We start from the raw sequence: 16,835 nt of genomic DNA on the forward strand, positions 1-16,835 counted from the left end.
GAAGCTGATACAACCATAAAGCTTTATTTTATGGTTGTTCAGGTTCTCATAACATCAAAATTTTCTACATATGAAAAAATTAATTCCATCATACGTAAGAGTTCCACTACTGTTTGCAGTCGTTTTTGCAGCATTGGAATATTTTATCGATTCAGGAGACAAGCCAGCATTTATAAAGTTTCCTATGGTAGCTTTGTTTTTAGGAGTATTCCTGTTTTTATTGATAGCTATCGAAATCGTAATCGATGCTGTTGATAAAGTTACCTATCATTTATTAACAGACGAACAAAAGCAACAATTAGCAAATGCTCAATCAGTTTCTTTTACAGAAAGTAAATGGTATCAAAACATAGTAAGTAAATTGACTCGTTCTAAAGAAATGGAAAGAGAAGAAGATATTATGTTAGACCACGATTACGATGGTATCAAAGAGTTAGACAATGTGTTACCACCATGGTGGGTATATTTATTCTATGGTACAATTATTTTTGCATTGGTTTATATGGTTCGTTTCCACGTGATGAACGAATACGATCAAGAACAAGAATTTAAAAACGAAATTGCATTAGCCGAATTAGAGAAATCTAAATTACCAAAAAGCGCTGCAGATGAAGTAAGTTATGAAACAGTAGTTGCTGTAACTGATGCTACAAGTTTAGCTAAAGGAAAAGAAATTTTCACAAATGCTTGTGCAGCCTGCCATAAAGCAGATGGTGGAGGTTTAGTAGGACCAAACTTAACAGATGAACATTGGATTAACGGTGGAGGAATTAAAAACATCTTCAAGTTAATCTCTGAAGGTAGTAAAAACAACCCTTCAATGGTAGCTTGGAAAGGAAACCTATCTTCTACAGATATTCAAAGTGTATCAAGTTATATTTTAACATTACAAGGAACTAAACCAGCTGGTGCAAAAGCAGCTGAGGGAGAAGTTTGGAAAGAAACTGCAGAAGCTAAACCAGCAGCGGAAGCTGTTGTAGATTCAACAAAAGTTGCAGAACCTGCAAAAAAATAATAAGCTAGTAAAAAAAGGTTTTGGGAAGTTCTCAAAACCTTTTTTAAACTAAAAATAAAAGTATCATGTCAAATTTACCAGACGAAAGTTTTAGAGATACCATATCTACCATTAATGCCGAAGGTAAAAGAAATTTTATCCATCCTAAAAAACCTTCTGGACCATTTTATGAAAAAAGAAAACTATTAAGTTATTTTCTTTTGGTGTTTTTAATTGCTTCACCATTCATAAAAGTTAATGGGAATCAATTTTTAATGTTCAATGTCTTAGAAAGACGTTTTAGTATTTTCGGATTTGCATTTTGGCCTCAAGATTTTCATTTGTTTGTAATTTCAATGATTGTTGGAGTAGTAGGGTTAACCTTATTTACCGTGGCTTTCGGACGTATTTTTTGTGGTTGGTTTTGTCCGCAAACTATTTTTATGGAAATGGTTTTCAGACGTATCGAATATTGGATTGATGGCGATAGAGGTGCACAAATACGATTAGCAAAACAAAAGTGGGATGCTGAAAAAATAAGAAAAAGAGTTACGAAATGGATTATCTTTTTTATTTTTTCATTCTTCATTGCCAATGTTTTCTTAGCGTATTTAATTAGCAGCGACGAGTTAATCAAAATGGTTACAGAAGGTCCAGCAAATAATTTAAGTACACTTATTGCTTTATTAATTTTCACAGGAGTTTTCTATTTTGTATTCGCTTGGTTTAGAGAGCAAGTTTGTATTATTGCTTGTCCTTATGGAAGAATGCAAGGTGTTTTATTGGATAATAAATCCATAAATGTTGCCTACGATCACGTTAGGGGAGAAAGTACAAACGGAAGAAAAAAATGGAGAAACGGAGAAGATAGAACCGCAGCAGGTTATGGTGATTGTATTGATTGTAACCAATGTGTAGTAGTTTGTCCAACAGGAATCGATATCAGAAACGGAACGCAATTAGAGTGTATCAATTGTACCGCTTGTATTGATGAATGTGACATTATTATGGATAAAGTAGGATTACCAAAAGGTTTAATCCGTTATGCAAGTGAGGATGAAATTGTGAAGAAAGAGAAGTTTAAATTAACGACTCGAATGAAAGGTTATATTGGAGTTCTAACTTTGTTAATTGGAGTTTTAATTGGAATGTTGTTCTTGCGAAATGATGTAGAAGCTAATTTCTTACCTATGTCGGGACAATTGTTTCAACATAATGGAGAAAATATTAGAAATTTCTATACTTATAAAGTAGTAAATAAAACTGAAGAAGTATTTGACAATGTTACTGTTAAAATTGTCAATTATAAAGGTGAAATAAAATTAGTAGGAAGTCCAGTAATTAAAGTACCAAAACAAGGTTTAGCAAGTGGAACATTATACATTGATATTCCAGAAAACTTACTAAAAGACGAAAAAGTACATCTAAAATTAGAATTATATAATGGGGATAAATTGATTGAAGAAACATCAACTAATTTCCAAGGACCGAGAAATTTTAATTAAAATAATATAAAATTGCTATTATGAAATTTAATTGGGGAACAGGAATCGTTATTGCTTTTGCACTTTTTATGACATTTATTTTGTCGTATGTGTACAAAGTACAATCCAATGATAAATACGATCACGAACTAGTAGTAGAAGATTATTACAAAAAAGAAGCATTAGTTCAAGGAGATATTGAAAAACAAGAAAATGCAAATGCATTAACAAATAAAGTTACTATCGAAAATACTGCGGAAGGCGTTAAAATTCAGTTTCCGGCAGATTTCGATTATTCAAAAATAAATGGAAAAGTGTCCTTTTATAGACCGTCAAGTCAGAAATTAGATTTTGAAATTCCGATTTCATTATCTAGTCCACATTTGCTCATACCTAAAAGTAATTTGGCTGGCGGTCTTTGGGACATTTCTATAGAATGGAATTACGATGGTGTATCATATTTAAACAAAGAATCATTTAAATTGTAATGTTATATTCGGCTTTCATATTTGGGTTAATTAGTAGTTTTCACTGCATAGGAATGTGCGGTCCAATAGCTATGATGTTACCCGTTGATAGAAATAATGAAGCCAAAAAAATAACACAAATTATCACTTATCATATTGGAAAATTAACCGCTTACGGAATTTTAGGTTTGGTTTTCGGATTTTTAGGAAGAAGCTTTTATTTAGCAGGAATGCAACAGCAATTATCTATTATCGTTGGGATTTTGATGATTTTGGTAGCCGTAATTCCTGAAAAAGTATTTGCAAAATATAATTTTTCAAAACCCGTTTATAAAGTTATTACAAAAGTAAAATCGAGTTTAGGCCAACAATTTAAAAACAAAAGCTATAAATCGTTATTTACTATTGGATTATTAAATGGTTTTTTACCTTGTGGAATGGTCTATGTAGCGCTGTTTGGTGCAATTGCTATGCAAAATGTAACTTTAGGAATAGGGTATATGCTACTTTTCGGATTAGGAACAATTCCTATGATGGTAGCTGTAGTTTATGCTTCTGGATTGATTTCATTTTCATTCAGAGGAACCATTCAAAAAGCAATACCGTTAGTAGCGGTTATTATTGGAATGTTATTTATAATAAGAGGTTTAGGGTTAGATATCCCATATTTATCGCCAAGTAATATGAGTTTATTTGTGCAACCCGAAGCCAATTGTCATTAAATATTTTTTGTTAATAGGGGAAAAGAGTGTTAAGGTTTATACTTTAACACTCTTTTTATTGTATAAAAAAAGTCCCATCAACTGATGAGACTTTTCTATTTATTATATATTTTGAATCTTAGTTAACAATAACTTTCTTAGTTGCAACCGCATTTTCAGAAGCCATTTGTACTAAATAAAATCCACTTGATAAATTATTTACTTTATAAGAATTATCAACTCGCGTAGGGTTTTTAATTTCTTGAATAATTTGTCCGTTGATGTTGTATAAAACAATCGATTTTAATTCCGTTTCAGATGAGATTGTAACTTCGTTGTTGACAGCTGGATTTGGATAAATAAATGCATTTTCTAATGAAACAAAATCTTCAGTTGACAAAATAACAGTTGGCCATCTATTTTCTGCAACTGGTCCTCCCCAAATTAACGTTGCCAAATAAGGATTATCAATAAAAGGATTTCTATTTCCTTGTGCATAAGCATTTGAAGTATTTCCAAGATATGTATTTCTATTATCTTCATATTGAGAAACAGGATCTTCTGCATTCCATTCTAAAAATAATTGCACCATATTACTATCATTTGTAGCAGTTGCTATTCCAGTTTGTGCTACACCTGTTGGCAAACATTGTGATCCGTATCTTAAATACATATACATCATCATTCGAGCAACATCACCTTTCCACTCATCACCTGGATACCATAAAATTCCACTTTCAAAAGAATTTCCAGAACCATCAAAAAAACGGTCATTATCTCTGTCAGCATTTCTTTTTTTATCACTTGCCCTTAAATTATGTACATCTGCTCCGGGACCAGTTGTTCCCAATGGAGGAACACCTAGAGCTCTTGGATATGTATGTTCTTTATTCCATAAACAAGGATCAGCTGTACCAGCATCTTCCAAAGATTTATCTCTTCTCCTATGGTCCTTATCATCAGTTGAAGAAGCAGGACATAAATTGTTGCTAAACCCATATAATAATAACAAATTTGTATTGGTAAGATCAGATGGATCTAAATCTACAGTTTCAATTGCAAGTTCAGCTTGAGCATATGTTAAAATTGTAGTATGCGTGGTTTGAATTTTTGTTTCCAAAGCACTTTTCAAACTCATTCCAGTCAATGTCCAATTAAAACCATTGTAATATGGAGTTGCTGGTGCTCCAGCCTGAGCAAAAACTAAAGTTGCAAATGCTAAAAATAATAAGGTAAAGTTCTTTTTCATAAACTATTTGTTTTTTCTTTCTAATAATGCCATGTAAAATCCGTCAAACCCACTTTCGTGCGCTAACACTTTTTGGTCTTTAACAAAAGTAAACTCTTTTCCAATTTCGGTGCTTAAGAAATGCTTAATTTGTTCTTGATTTTCTGATGGTAACACCGAACATGTAGCATACACTAACTTTCCGCCTGGTTTTACAATTTTTGAATAATTTTCTAATACTTCTGCCTGAATTTTTTTGATGTTCTCAATAAATTCGGGTTGTAATTTCCATTTACTATCAGGGTTTCTTTTTAAAACTCCCAATCCACTACACGGTGCATCGATTAAAACTCTATCTGCTTTTTCGTGTAATTTTTTTATTGTTTTAGTACTTTCAATTACTCTTGGTTCAATATTGAAAGCGCCATTTCTTTTAGCACGAATTTTCAATTGCTTCAATTTACTTTCGTATAAATCCATAGCAATTAATTGTCCTTTATTTTCCATTAAAGAAGCCAAATGCAAGGTTTTTCCACCAGCACCAGCACAAGTATCTACAACTCGCATTCCTGGTTTTACATCCAAGAAATAAGCGACTAATTGAGAAGAAGCATCTTGCACTTCAAACAATCCGTCTTTAAAAGCGTCTGTTAAAAATACGTTTGCTCTTTCTGTCAAAATTAAAGCATCTGGATAATCTTTATGAAACTCGGTTTCAATATTCAAATCCATTAAGATAGCTCTTAATTTTTCTTTAGTAGTTTTTAAACGATTTACTCTTAAGATTACTTTTGCTTGCTCGTTTTGTGCGGCAAGTTCTTTGGTCCAAATTTCTTCGCCTAATTCCTTAACACCCAATTCATCCATCCAATCTGGAATAGATTCTTTGAATTTTCTGGTTTTAGTTAATTCGTCAAATTTTCCTTTAATTCTTCTAACAGGTGTTTCTTCAAAATATTTCCAATCGGGTAGGGTATAACCTCTTAATACAGCCCAAACAGCAAATATTCTCCAAATATTATCTCTGTCAAAAGGTTCTTTAACCTCTGCTATTTCTACGTATAAACGTTTCCATCTTACAATTTCATAAATTGTTTCGGCTACGAATTTTCTATCATGACTTCCCCAACGCTTGTCTTTTTTCAAAGCTCTAGCAACAACTTTATCGGCATATTCACCTTCATTAAAAATCGCCATAAGCGAATCTATCGTAGTGAATACTAAATTTCTGTGTAATCTCATTATTTATTTTAAATCAGCCTGCAAAGATACGAATAAAAATAAAAAAAGCTGTCAAATTTGACAGCTTTAATATTTATCCTCTTCCACCAGCTCTTGAACCTGACTCTCTAGAGTTTGAATCGCCTCGAGGAGCGCTACTTCTAGATTGAGAGTTTCCTCTTGAAGAACTTCCTCTTGTTTCAGAATTTCCTCTGTTTCCTGAACTTGAAATAGTACCTCTTTCTCTTGGTGTATTGCTTCTATTTTCTGAATATTCTCTGCCACCATTTGAACTTGTACCTTGATTTCTATCTCTGTTTTCAGTAGTAACTCTTGGCGAATTCCCTCTGTTTTCAGTTGTTACTCGTGTGCCAGAATTTCCTCTTGTTCCGTTATTTCTTGGAGTACTTGTTTCTGTTCTAGTTCTTGGCGTAGTTCCGTTAAATTCTCTTGTTTCACGATTTCCTCTTGGTGAGTTTGAAGTCATTTCACTTCTATTTCGTGGCGTGTTGATATTTCTTCTTGAATCTAATTCATGTCGGTTTGAATATCCTGAATTTCTATGTGCGAATGAACGATTTGGATGCATTCTTTCGTAACCATTTCCTCTTCTTCCATAATAATTGTTATAAACCGAAGCACATCTTCTGTGTGAAACATAATGATAACTGTGACCAAAATTGATATGAACATGAATGTGATTTCTGTATCTAAAAATTGGGAACGGATTCCAGTAGCTATAATAACTAGGATAATAACCCCAATACCAAGATGAATAATACGGACGATAGTTTCCTACCCAAAATGTATTATAAATTATAGGAGTGTGTACATAAACTGGTTCGTAGATATAATTTGTTCCATACATGTAAACATCACCAACAACCTGAACTTGAACTCGGTTATTACTATCGCGTTCAACTTCAATAGTAGCTACATCTTGAAAAACATCTTTTTCTAAAACCGCTTGCACTACTACTAAATGTACATTGCCTTCAACTGTTTCAATAACTCTTAAATAATCGACATAGTTATCGTTATTCAAATCTAAGTTTGAAATTTGTGTTTTAGGATCATTTAAACGTCTTTCAAAGTCTTCTAAATTAGAAGCGTCTCCAAAAACAGTTGCAACCGCTCTTAAATCTAAGTTGTCGCTGATATCCGAATTTTTTGCTGTAACCGTAGTTTTTTCTTGAGCAAAAAGTGAACCTATCGTCAATGAAGCCAGTAAGCTCAGATGTATCAATTTAGTTTTCATAATATTTTCGTTTAAGGGTTCTTATTTTTACTTTTCATAATTCAATTACTGTGCCAAAGTTTTTCGTAACGATTTAAGGTATTGATAATTAGTGATTTATAAAATATATTTTTGCTTTAAAACATTTCCATTATATTTGAAAATAAAACCCATCAAATGAAGAAAATTTATTTATTTCTAATTTTTACGAGTATTTCAGCAATAGCTCAAAGCGGAAAATTTAAATCGGAAGTTATTCTCGAAACTAAATTGAGTTGCAGAGCCATTTTTGTTGACGATGAAAAAGTGTGGATGGGAATGGATAAAGGGCGTTACGGATTTTATGATAAGAAAAAAGACACTACAATTCTAAAGGATGTCCAATCAGTTGCTAGAAATACTGAATTTAGAAGCATTGCAGGAACCAAAGAAGCCATTTTTATTTTAGCAGTAGGTAATCCGGCGATGTTGATTCGTATTGATAAGAAAACCTTGGAAGAAACAGTTGTGTACAAAGAAGAACACGAAAAAGTGTTTTACGACAGTATGCAATTTGTTGATGAATTAAACGGATTTGCCATGGGTGATCCAATTGAAAACTGTTTAGCATTTATAAAAACTAATGATGGAGGTAAAACATGGCAAAAAGTAAATTGTGATGTTTTACCAAAAGTTTCAGAAGGTGAAGCCGCTTTTGCAACCAGTAATACTAATTTAACTATAAAAGGGAAATCGATTTTTATGGTTTCGGGTGGAAAGAAATCTCGTGTTTTTGTTTCTAAGGATTTTGGTGCAACTTGGAAAGTGTATGAAACGCCAATTGTTCAAGGTGAGGAAATGACCGGAATTTTTACTGCTGACTTTTACAATGAAAAAATCGGAATAATTGCAGGAGGAAATTACATGAAGCAAGACCAAAATTGGGCAAACAAAGCCATTACTAAAAATGGTGGAAAAACTTGGAAATTAATCTCTGAAAATGAAGCTTTTGGATACGCTTCGTGTGTACAATTTGTTCCAAATAGCAAAGGAAAGCAACTAATTTCTGTTGGTGGAACAGGAATGTTTTATTCGACTGATTTTGGTAAAAGTTGGACAAAATTTTCTGATGATAAAGATTTTTATACTTTCAGATTTGAATCAGAAAAAGTGTTTTATGCTACAGGAAGAAATAAATTAGTTCGATTTCAAATGGAATAAAAAAAGCGTTCAACTGTTGCTGAACGCTTTTTAAAAATTTATAACTATCCTCTTCTTTTTTCGCGCATTTGTTTTAATAATTCTCTATTAAAATCTTCTTCGGCTTTTTTAAGTTTGATGATTTTCTTAGCACTAATTACACCTTGTAAATCTTTGATGAATTTCTTCTTTAAATTGAATAAATCTTCTTCAATTTTTTCCATTTGTATTAATGAATTAGAAGCATCTTTTTCACTTAATTTTTCAACATTTCCAGGTTTGAATCGGTCTAAAATACTTTTCATTTTTTCATGACGTAATTCTCCTTGCTTATCGTCAAATGCATTATAAATAGGCCAAAATTTTTGAGCTTCATCTGTAGTCAACTCTAATTGCTCAGTAATGTAAGCTACTTTTAGTGCTTTAACTTTTTCTCTTTTTTCTTTAAAACCTTGAGAGAAAGATAATGAAGCAACTAAAAGAAATATAATTGGAAATAAGATTTTCGTTTTCATAATGGGTAAATTTTATTCGTTAATATAATAATCTAAGTTTTCCGATTCGGAAAGATAATCTTCAACAGCATCAGGGTTTGATTCGTTTAGAGATAAATTTTTCTCTAATGCTATAATATCGTCATCGGTTAAGTGTTTTGATAATTCTGTTATACCAACATTTTGCTGTTGTGCTAAATAATTTTCAATAGTTGAAGCGTCTAAATTACTTTCACTTGCCATATTGAAATAAACAGGAATTGCAATCGCAAGTAAAAATACGGCAGCAATAGCACTTATCCAAACTTGTTTTCTGTAGAATAAGGAAACCACTTTCGTTTCTTTTTCTACTGGAATTTGTGCCATTATTTTAGCTTCGAATTGCTCAAAGTAATTTTCTGGAACTTTAAATCCCGATTTTATTTCGTTTTTATTTTCTAAGTCAAAAGGTTTCATATTTATTAGACAAAAATTTTGTGTAAAGGTTTAATTGGTATGTAAAAATTCTTCTATTTTCTTTGCGGCTATGTGGTAACTTGCTTTTAAAGCACCAACCGAAGTATTTAAAATTTCGGACATTTCTTCGTATTTGATTTCTTCAAAATACCTCATTTTAAATACCATTTGTTGCTTATCAGGTAATTTTGCAATTGCTTTTTGTAATTTTAATTGGATGTCATCTCCATCAAAAAAAACATCACTTTCTAATTTATTAATGGCTTTTTGTTGCGCTTCTTCGTTTGATATGCCTTGTTTTTTTGCTCTTTGTTGCATGAAAGTTATAGCTTCGTTAGTAGCAATTCGGTACATCCAAGAATACAATTTACTATCGCCTTTAAAATTTTTAAGATTACCAAATACTTTTATAAATGTGTTTTGTAACACATCATCGGCATCATCATGATTCAAAACCATGTTTCTAATATGATAATACAACGGTTTTTGATACAATTGCAAGAGCTTTCGAAACGCTTCATTCTGCGTTTTCGGGTTTAATAATTCGGATATGAAAGCTTTTTCGTCTTGCAAAATGCGATATTTGTTTATAAGACTAAAGATATTCAAAAAGGTTTAATTTTAATTTTTGTTTTAGTAAAAAAACAAGTTTCCCTTTGTAACTTTGCTTTGTAGAAACTACGATAGTTAATAATATGAAAGATTTAAGCAATTATAGAAAATCATACGAAAAGAGCGAATTACTGGAAAACCAAATTCCGGAAGATCCAATTAACTTATTTCATAAATGGTTTTATGAAGCAGAAGATTTAAACGCTGTAGATGAAGTAAATGCCATGACCATTACAACAATTGGTTTAGACGGATTTCCGAAAGCGCGTGTGGTGTTGCTTAAAAAATTCAATGAAGAAGGTTTTATTTTTTATACCAATTATAATTCGGAAAAAGGAAAAGCAATTTTAAATAATCCGAATGTGTGTTTATCTTTCTTTTGGCCAACAGTGGAACGTCAGATTATTATAAAAGGAATTGCTGAAAAAACAGCTGAGAATGTTTCCGATAATTATTTTGCATCGCGTCCTGATGGAAGTAAACTAGGTGCGATTGTTTCGCCACAAAGTGAAGTAATTCCGAATCGTGAGTTTTTAGAAGAAAATTTAAAACAATTAGAAAAAGAGTGGGAGGGAAAAGAAATTTTGCGTCCGGCACATTGGGGAGGCTTTTTAGTTCGACCAGTAGAAGTGGAGTTTTGGCAAGGAAGACCTAATCGTTTACATGATAGAATTCGCTATCAATTAACTGACAATTATGAGTGGAAAATAGAAAGATTATCTCCTTGATAATCAATATTTTGATTTTTTATACAAAATCCTGAGTTTTACAACTTGGGATTTTTTTATTTCTGTAAGTAAAGTTGTAAGTAATTGATATCCAAATGTTTAAAACGTTAAATTTTTATGCATTTCATCGATTTTTTTTGCATGTTGCCGATGATTTTGTACATTTGTCCTGTTAATCAATCACTTAATCGGTTTTTTAGTAATTATTAACACAACAACAACTAAAAACTCTCTACTCATGAAAAATTTAATGATTACTCTTTTTACCCTAACAATTGGTTTATCATCTTTAACTTCTTGTTCGTCTGACAGCGAAAGTGCAAACGAACCAATCGAAACTGCTAAAAGCTATACTCATAGCGCAATTGAATTAGAATTATTAGACGAAGTTAACGCTTACCGAGTTTCAGTAGGTTTAAATCCGTTACAAATTATAGAACACATTTCATACAAATCATCAGAGCACAATGCTTACATGTTGGCTAACCAAACAGTAACGCATGAAGGTTTTGATCAAAGAAAATCAAATTTACAAGAAGTATTAGGAGCTTACCGAGTAGGAGAGAATGTAGCTTTTGCTTATTCTACTGCACAAGCAACAGTTACAGCCTGGGCAAACAGCACAGGACACAAAGCGAATTTAGAAGGTGATTATACACATTTTGGAGCCGCAATTAAAATGGACGATCAAGGTAGAAAATACTACACGAATATGTTCATCAAAAAATAAAATTTCATGTTTGTTTATAGAAAAAGCAGCTATTTTGAAAGGAATAGCTGCTTTTTTGTGTGTTTAAATTAAAGTATAATTGTTGCAAGCTATAGTTAACTAACTGTTTTCTTTACTTAAGATGTAATTTTTAGGAATAGAAATATTATATTTAGTTTTGCTTATAATGATTTCAATAAATTTATCAATTTCTTGCTTATTGTACTCTTTTGTTTGTACTGTAATATCACTTTTTGTTTTAAAACTAAGTTCTAGATTTTTAGAAAATCTATCAAATGTAATCTCTGTCAATTCAGACAAATCTCTTTCTTTTTTCCAAGGCAAGTTCAAAATCAAATTATTATCATTTATAAAAATAGTATATGGTTGCTTTTTTCTGTAGACATAAACTATTATTATATCAATTAATGGATACAACCACATAATGAGAATAATAAAAAACAAGCTTTTCAGTTTATTGTCATAGAGCATTAAACTAGTCCAAAAAAGTGCATTAATAAAACTTCCAAATTTTAATTTTCTACTACAATTACGAATTTTAAAGTCAGATATAAAATTTTTATTTAAAACAGAAAACTCCCAAAAAATTATTAAAGTAAAAATTAAAATAACTAAAAAAATATTTAATGATATAGGGAAATTTAATTCCATTATTTGTCCAGTGGAAAGAATTAAAATTAAAAGCACCAAAATAATTGTGTTTCTCATATGACTCTAATTGTGAGAATAGCTGTTAACAAATATATATTTTCATATATATATTCAAATATATAAAACTTTTATTACATAAAAAAGCAGCTATTACAAGAACAACTGCTTTTATTAAAAATGATATAGATATGTGTGTAGGGTTACATTTTTAGTACGATAAATTCGCTTCGTCTATTTTTTTGATGTTCTGCTTCGCTACATGGAACGTCGTCTGAACAATTGTTTACCAATTGTGTTTCTCCATATCCTTTAGCTGTTAATCGGTTTCGGTTGATACCATTTTTAACCAAAAACTCTAAAGTAGATTTTGCTCTTCTGTCGGATAATTGTTCGTTGTATTTGTGTGTTTGTCTACTATCGGTATGTGAACGAATATCAATTGTCATATTTGGATATTGGTTCATAACCGCTAAGATTTTTTCTAAATCTTCTGCAGCATCTGGGCGAATATTCCATTTATCTAAATCGAAATAAATAATGCTCACACCAAGTACTTTGCCTAAATCGGTTCCTACTTCAATAGGGAAGATATTTCGTTTTAATTCAATGTCTAATTTAGATTCACCAGTTTTGTTTACAGGACCAAATGATTTTTCTGTGGTTTCATATTCTTGTTTTGAGACTCTTATATAATACTTTTTATCACATTCAATTTTAAAGGAATAGGAGCCATTTTCTGAAGCAGTAGTTTCACTAATTTGATTCATTTTATCATCAAATAATATCGCTTTAGCATTTGGTAGCATTTCTTTTGTATCTACATCTGTAATTAAACCTGATAATGTATGTGTACAAACGGTGAACGTGTAGATATCATCAAAACCGCTTCCGCCATCTCTGTTGGATGAGAAAAATCCTAAACCATCTTTGTTGGTGACATAGCCAAAATCATCCATTGGACTATTTAATGGTTTTCCAACATTTACAGGTTTTTCAAAAGAATTGTTAGCTGATTTTGCTTCAAAAATATCTAAACCACCAAGACCCGGATGACCATCTGATGCGAAAAACAAATTGTTATCAGCATCAATAAATGGGAATGTTTCTCTTCCTTCTGTATTGATAGTTGGACCTAAATTTTCAGGTGAACCAAATTTACCATTAGAATCGATAGATACTTTGTACAAATCAGAAAATCCAAAACTTCCTGGCATATCCGAAGCAAAATACATGGTTTTTTCATCTGGACTCAACGTTGGATGTGCTGTTTTGTAATTATCGTTTGAAAAAGGAACTTCTTTAATATTTGTCCATTCGCCATTGACTAATTCGGCTTTGTAAATTTTTTCCATGATCACTTTGTCATCACTTTTACGCTTTTTACCGTCGTTGTAATTGTTTCGGGTAAAATACATGGTTTTTCCATCTTTTGTAAAAACAGGTGAGGACTCGTTATATTTGGTATTCACGGTTTTAGAAAAGTTTTCTACGCTTCCTAATTTTCCATTATTATCAATTGAAGCAACGAATAAATCAGTAAAGTTTTGTTTGGTCCAATCGTGAATTTTCGAATACTGATTGCCTTCGCTTCTTGAAGAAGTAAATACAATTTGTTTTCCAAAAAATGTTGGTCCATAGTCAAAGAACTCTGAATTTACATCGGTTTTATCCATAGTGTATTTTCCAGAAACGGCATCAATATCAGTTAAGTAGTCTTTATTTTGTTGATATAACTTTGCTCTAGAATCATCTGTTTTCTTGGCAAATAATTCCATGTACTGATTTGATTTTTCGTAATTTCCTTCTGCTTTTAAGGCTTGCGCATATCTAAAATAATATTCAGAATCGATTTCTTGATTTAACGCAAAAAGTTCGCCATACCATTTAGAAGCCTTATCTAATTCGCCATTGAAGTAATAAGCATTTCCTAATTTTTCGAATATTTCTACCGATTTATATCCTTTTTCGGCCACTTTTTCATAAATTTCGATTGCGTCTACATAGGAATATTTATCGTATTTTTTGTCCGCTTTGTTTAGCTTAGACCCTTGTGCAAAAGCACCAATTGTGATACTTAAGACGAATACTAATGTATATAATTTTTTCATAATCGGAAAATTTAAAAGAATCGAGGTGCTGAAACTCTACTTCTGTTGAAAACCTCATATCGTAGGAATATCTCGTGAGAACCTGAATTGTAATTAGCAAGTTTAGTAGTTTCTAAATCATAACCATATCCAATAAACCAAGAATCTGAAATTTGAAATCCAGCTAAAGCACTTACGGAAGCATCCCATCTGTAAGCAGCACCTAAAGTTAGTTTATCGAAGAATAGAAAGTTAGCAGTAACGTCAGCTTGTAACGGAGCTCCTTCAACAATTTTACTTAAAACAGCAGGTTTAAAATCGATGTTTGGACTAATTGTAAATACATGACCTGCAATAAAATAAAAGTGCATTTTTTCTTTCGTAATTTCAACATTGTTATCATTGTATCGATATGATTCGAAAAAATTAGGTATCGATAATCCAAAGTAGGTTTTATCTGAAAATAGATATAATCCAGCTCCAACATTTGGTGAAAATTCAGTATCTACATTTTGAAATTGTGGGTCAGCTGGATCAAAAATTCTTAATTTATTCACGTCTAATTGAAATAAATTAGCGGTTCCTTTTAAACCTAATGACAATTTATAATTTTCAGATACTTGAATAAAATAAGCTAAATCGGCTGAAATTTCATTTTCAGATACTGGACCAATTTTATCGTTAACAAAATTTAATCCTATACCAAAGTTTGAATCTCCAACTGGCATATTTATAGAAAAATTGTTAGTTACTGGTGCACCTTCTAATCCAACCCATTGATTTCTGTGAAGTAAAAAAGCCGTTATAGTTTCCCTAGAACCCGCATAAGCAGGGTTAACTAGAGGTGTATTGTACATATATTGAGTATATTGAGAATCCTGTTGAGAATACATACTTTGTAAAATGAATGCACAAATTATAGTTAGAATCGTTTTCATCTTGTTCGTATTTAAGTTACTTTAGTAATTAACGGTTTAGGTATAAATATCCTGATCGGTCATGATTTTTATTTTCTTCATCTGTATATTTCAGAATATAAAAATAGGTTCCATCTGGTAAAAGTTCATTTTTATTAACAGTATTTCTACCTTCAGATATTCCTTTGAACGATTTAAGATTATTATCATACCCTGTTTCGTCATAAACTAAAATTCCCCATCTGTTATAAATTTCTACTGTATTATTTGGATAACATTCAAGTCCGTCAATGAAAAAGAAATCATTCGAGCTATCATCATTTGGTGAAACGGCATTGTAAACTGTAATATCACAAGCTGGTAACACCACACAATCGTCATTTATGTTTAAGTAAATTTCATAAATCATTGGACAAGCATTATCTTCTAATTCCACTATGTATCTTAAGGTGTAATAACCTAAAGTTACATTTGAAGGATTAAAAATACTGCCTGTTAATCCACCAGAACTAGTAACTTCTATCCATGTTCCAGTTGTAGGAATTGAATCGTCTAATATAGTAAATAAATCTATTGGATTTTCTTCAATACAAATTGCGAAAGGAATTGCATCAAAAGGTTCTTCAACACTTACGTTAATTGTTTGAGTAAAGCTAGCTTCGTTTCCACAATTATCTGAAGCAACCCATTCACGTACAATTACATAAGCGTAAATTGAAATGATAGTAGAAGTTTCGTTATAAACTACATCTTGAATTCCTGAACAATTATCAGTAAAAACTAATTGTGGAATTTCTGGAATTTCAGAACATAAAGCACTTATTTGAGCATCTAAAGGTGTAATTAAAATAGGAGGAGTATTGTCAAAAACAGTTATAGTTTGGGTATAATTTGAGCTGTTATTACAACTATCAGTTATGGTCCAAGTTCTGCTGATGATATATTCTCCTTCACATTCCGATACTTCTCTGTCGATTGTATCTAAAACAGTTATAGTTACTTCACCACAATTATCTGAACCCGACATATTTGCAGGATTTGGAATTGCGTCACAAGAAACAGAAATGTTTTGAGGTAATTCACTTGTAAAGATTGGAGCTGTATTGTCTTCAACTCTAATTGTTTGAATTAAATTAGTTGCTAAACCACTACAATCTGTTAATGTGTAAGTTCTTGTTATAATTAAAGGATTGCCATTACAACCGCTTCCTTCATTATTTGTTTCTGAAACAGATATTGTAACTGTTCCTCCGCAATTATCGGCTACATTAGTTACTAAATTAATGTCTGCAAGAGGTATTTCTGAAGTACATTGTAAATCTAAAATATCAGATGGTGCAATTCCTGTTGGAGGACTTGTATCGTCAATAGTGAAAGTATGTACCCAATTATGTGTGTTTCCTTCACAATCCGTGAAAGTATAGGTATAGGTTACATTTCCTTCACAAGTTGGAGATGCAGAAATAGCAGGAACCGAAGCTACTAACACATTATCACAATTATCTGTTACCACAGGAACAAAAGGTGCTACAATATCCGCAGCACACGCTACAGTTGAAGCAGTGTTTTCTGGCATTGTGAAATCGCTATGTTCAATAGTGAAAGTATGTACCCAATTGTGCGTATTTCCTTCACAATCCGTGAAAGTA

Annotated in this window: 17 protein-coding genes; 7 read left to right on the forward strand and 10 right to left on the reverse strand. The window is 31.6% G+C overall.

Annotation, left to right across the window (positions count from 1 at the left end; translation table 11 throughout):
- The first annotated feature begins 70 nt into the window (after window positions 1-70).
- The 4 genes from AAEO58_RS07050 to AAEO58_RS07065 all read left to right on the forward strand — a co-directional run bounded on the left by AAEO58_RS07050 (window position 71) and on the right by AAEO58_RS07065 (window position 3,667).
- Window positions 71-1,015, forward strand: coding sequence for a cbb3-type cytochrome c oxidase N-terminal domain-containing protein (locus tag AAEO58_RS07050; RefSeq protein WP_341682804.1), 945 nt, complete (start codon window positions 71-73; stop codon window positions 1,013-1,015).
- A 65-nt stretch (window positions 1,016-1,080) separates the two neighbouring features.
- Entirely contained in the window at window positions 1,081-2,499 is a 1,419-nt protein-coding gene (ccoG, locus tag AAEO58_RS07055; RefSeq protein ID WP_341682805.1) for a cytochrome c oxidase accessory protein CcoG, read from the forward strand.
- Between the two features lie 20 nt (window positions 2,500-2,519).
- A complete protein-coding gene (locus AAEO58_RS07060) occupies window positions 2,520-2,966 on the forward strand; it encodes a FixH family protein (protein ID WP_341682806.1) in 447 nt (148 codons plus the stop codon).
- Window positions 2,966-3,667: a sulfite exporter TauE/SafE family protein gene (locus AAEO58_RS07065; protein ID WP_341682807.1), complete on the forward strand. Its 702-nt coding sequence runs from the start codon at window positions 2,966-2,968 to the stop codon at window positions 3,665-3,667. Before AAEO58_RS07060 ends, AAEO58_RS07065 begins: the two co-directional genes overlap by 1 nt.
- Before the next feature lie 118 nt (window positions 3,668-3,785).
- Here the strand turns inward: AAEO58_RS07065 and AAEO58_RS07070 are convergent, their stop codons facing one another.
- From AAEO58_RS07070 to AAEO58_RS07080, 3 genes are all read right to left on the reverse strand, one after another.
- Window positions 3,786-4,895 (reverse strand): endonuclease, encoded by a 1,110-nt coding sequence (locus AAEO58_RS07070; protein ID WP_341682808.1) that lies wholly within the window; start codon window positions 4,893-4,895, stop codon window positions 3,786-3,788.
- A 3-nt stretch (window positions 4,896-4,898) separates the two neighbouring features.
- Complete coding sequence (locus AAEO58_RS07075; RefSeq protein WP_341682809.1) at window positions 4,899-6,116, reverse strand: RsmB/NOP family class I SAM-dependent RNA methyltransferase; 1,218 nt, start codon at window positions 6,114-6,116, stop codon at window positions 4,899-4,901.
- A gap of 73 nt (window positions 6,117-6,189) precedes the next feature.
- Window positions 6,190-7,353: a hypothetical protein gene (locus tag AAEO58_RS07080; RefSeq protein ID WP_341682810.1), complete on the reverse strand. Its 1,164-nt coding sequence runs from the start codon at window positions 7,351-7,353 to the stop codon at window positions 6,190-6,192.
- A gap of 156 nt (window positions 7,354-7,509) precedes the next feature.
- Between AAEO58_RS07080 and AAEO58_RS07085 the strand changes: the two genes are divergently transcribed.
- The gene (locus tag AAEO58_RS07085; RefSeq protein ID WP_341682811.1) at window positions 7,510-8,532 is read left to right on the forward strand and encodes a WD40/YVTN/BNR-like repeat-containing protein; all 1,023 of its coding nucleotides are present in this window, start codon (window positions 7,510-7,512) and stop codon (window positions 8,530-8,532) included.
- 44 nt (window positions 8,533-8,576) lie between these two features.
- On the opposite strand, the gene AAEO58_RS07090 is transcribed toward AAEO58_RS07085, so the two are convergent.
- Genes AAEO58_RS07090 through AAEO58_RS07100 form a run of 3 tightly spaced genes read right to left on the reverse strand, consistent with a single transcriptional unit; the run spans window position 8,577 to window position 10,034 of the window.
- Window positions 8,577-9,026, reverse strand: coding sequence for a sensor of ECF-type sigma factor (locus tag AAEO58_RS07090; protein WP_133607107.1), 450 nt, complete (start codon window positions 9,024-9,026; stop codon window positions 8,577-8,579).
- Window positions 9,027-9,038: 12 nt separating this feature from the next.
- The gene (locus AAEO58_RS07095) at window positions 9,039-9,461 is read right to left on the reverse strand and encodes a hypothetical protein (protein WP_341682812.1); all 423 of its coding nucleotides are present in this window, start codon (window positions 9,459-9,461) and stop codon (window positions 9,039-9,041) included.
- Between the two features lie 30 nt (window positions 9,462-9,491).
- Window positions 9,492-10,034 (reverse strand): RNA polymerase sigma factor, encoded by a 543-nt coding sequence (locus AAEO58_RS07100; protein ID WP_133607103.1) that lies wholly within the window; start codon window positions 10,032-10,034, stop codon window positions 9,492-9,494.
- A 122-nt stretch (window positions 10,035-10,156) separates the two neighbouring features.
- On the opposite strand from AAEO58_RS07100, the gene pdxH reads away from it, so the two are divergent.
- Together pdxH and AAEO58_RS07110 are read left to right on the forward strand one after the other, a co-directional pair.
- A complete protein-coding gene (pdxH, locus tag AAEO58_RS07105) occupies window positions 10,157-10,801 on the forward strand; it encodes a pyridoxamine 5'-phosphate oxidase (RefSeq protein ID WP_341682813.1) in 645 nt (214 codons plus the stop codon).
- Between the two features lie 238 nt (window positions 10,802-11,039).
- On the forward strand, window positions 11,040-11,531 hold the full coding sequence (locus AAEO58_RS07110; RefSeq protein ID WP_341682814.1) for a CAP domain-containing protein: 492 nt from the start codon (window positions 11,040-11,042) through the stop codon (window positions 11,529-11,531).
- Window positions 11,532-11,630: 99 nt separating this feature from the next.
- Here AAEO58_RS07110 and AAEO58_RS07115 read toward each other — a convergent pair whose 3' ends face one another.
- From AAEO58_RS07115 to AAEO58_RS07130, 4 genes are all read right to left on the reverse strand, one after another.
- Window positions 11,631-12,239, reverse strand: coding sequence for a hypothetical protein (locus tag AAEO58_RS07115; protein ID WP_341682815.1), 609 nt, complete (start codon window positions 12,237-12,239; stop codon window positions 11,631-11,633).
- 143 nt (window positions 12,240-12,382) lie between these two features.
- A complete protein-coding gene (locus AAEO58_RS07120; protein WP_341682816.1) occupies window positions 12,383-14,290 on the reverse strand; it encodes an OmpA family protein in 1,908 nt (635 codons plus the stop codon).
- Window positions 14,291-14,301: 11 nt separating this feature from the next.
- Window positions 14,302-15,207, reverse strand: a complete 906-nt coding sequence (locus tag AAEO58_RS07125; RefSeq protein ID WP_341682817.1) for a PorP/SprF family type IX secretion system membrane protein — start codon at window positions 15,205-15,207, stop codon at window positions 14,302-14,304.
- A 28-nt stretch (window positions 15,208-15,235) separates the two neighbouring features.
- The coding region (locus AAEO58_RS07130) for a T9SS type B sorting domain-containing protein (protein WP_423972056.1) at window positions 15,236-16,835 on the reverse strand (1,600 nt) is incomplete at its 5' end.

The sequence above is a fragment of the Flavobacterium helocola genome (assembly GCF_038289885.1).
GTDB lineage: Bacteria > Bacteroidota > Bacteroidia > Flavobacteriales > Flavobacteriaceae > Flavobacterium > Flavobacterium cheniae.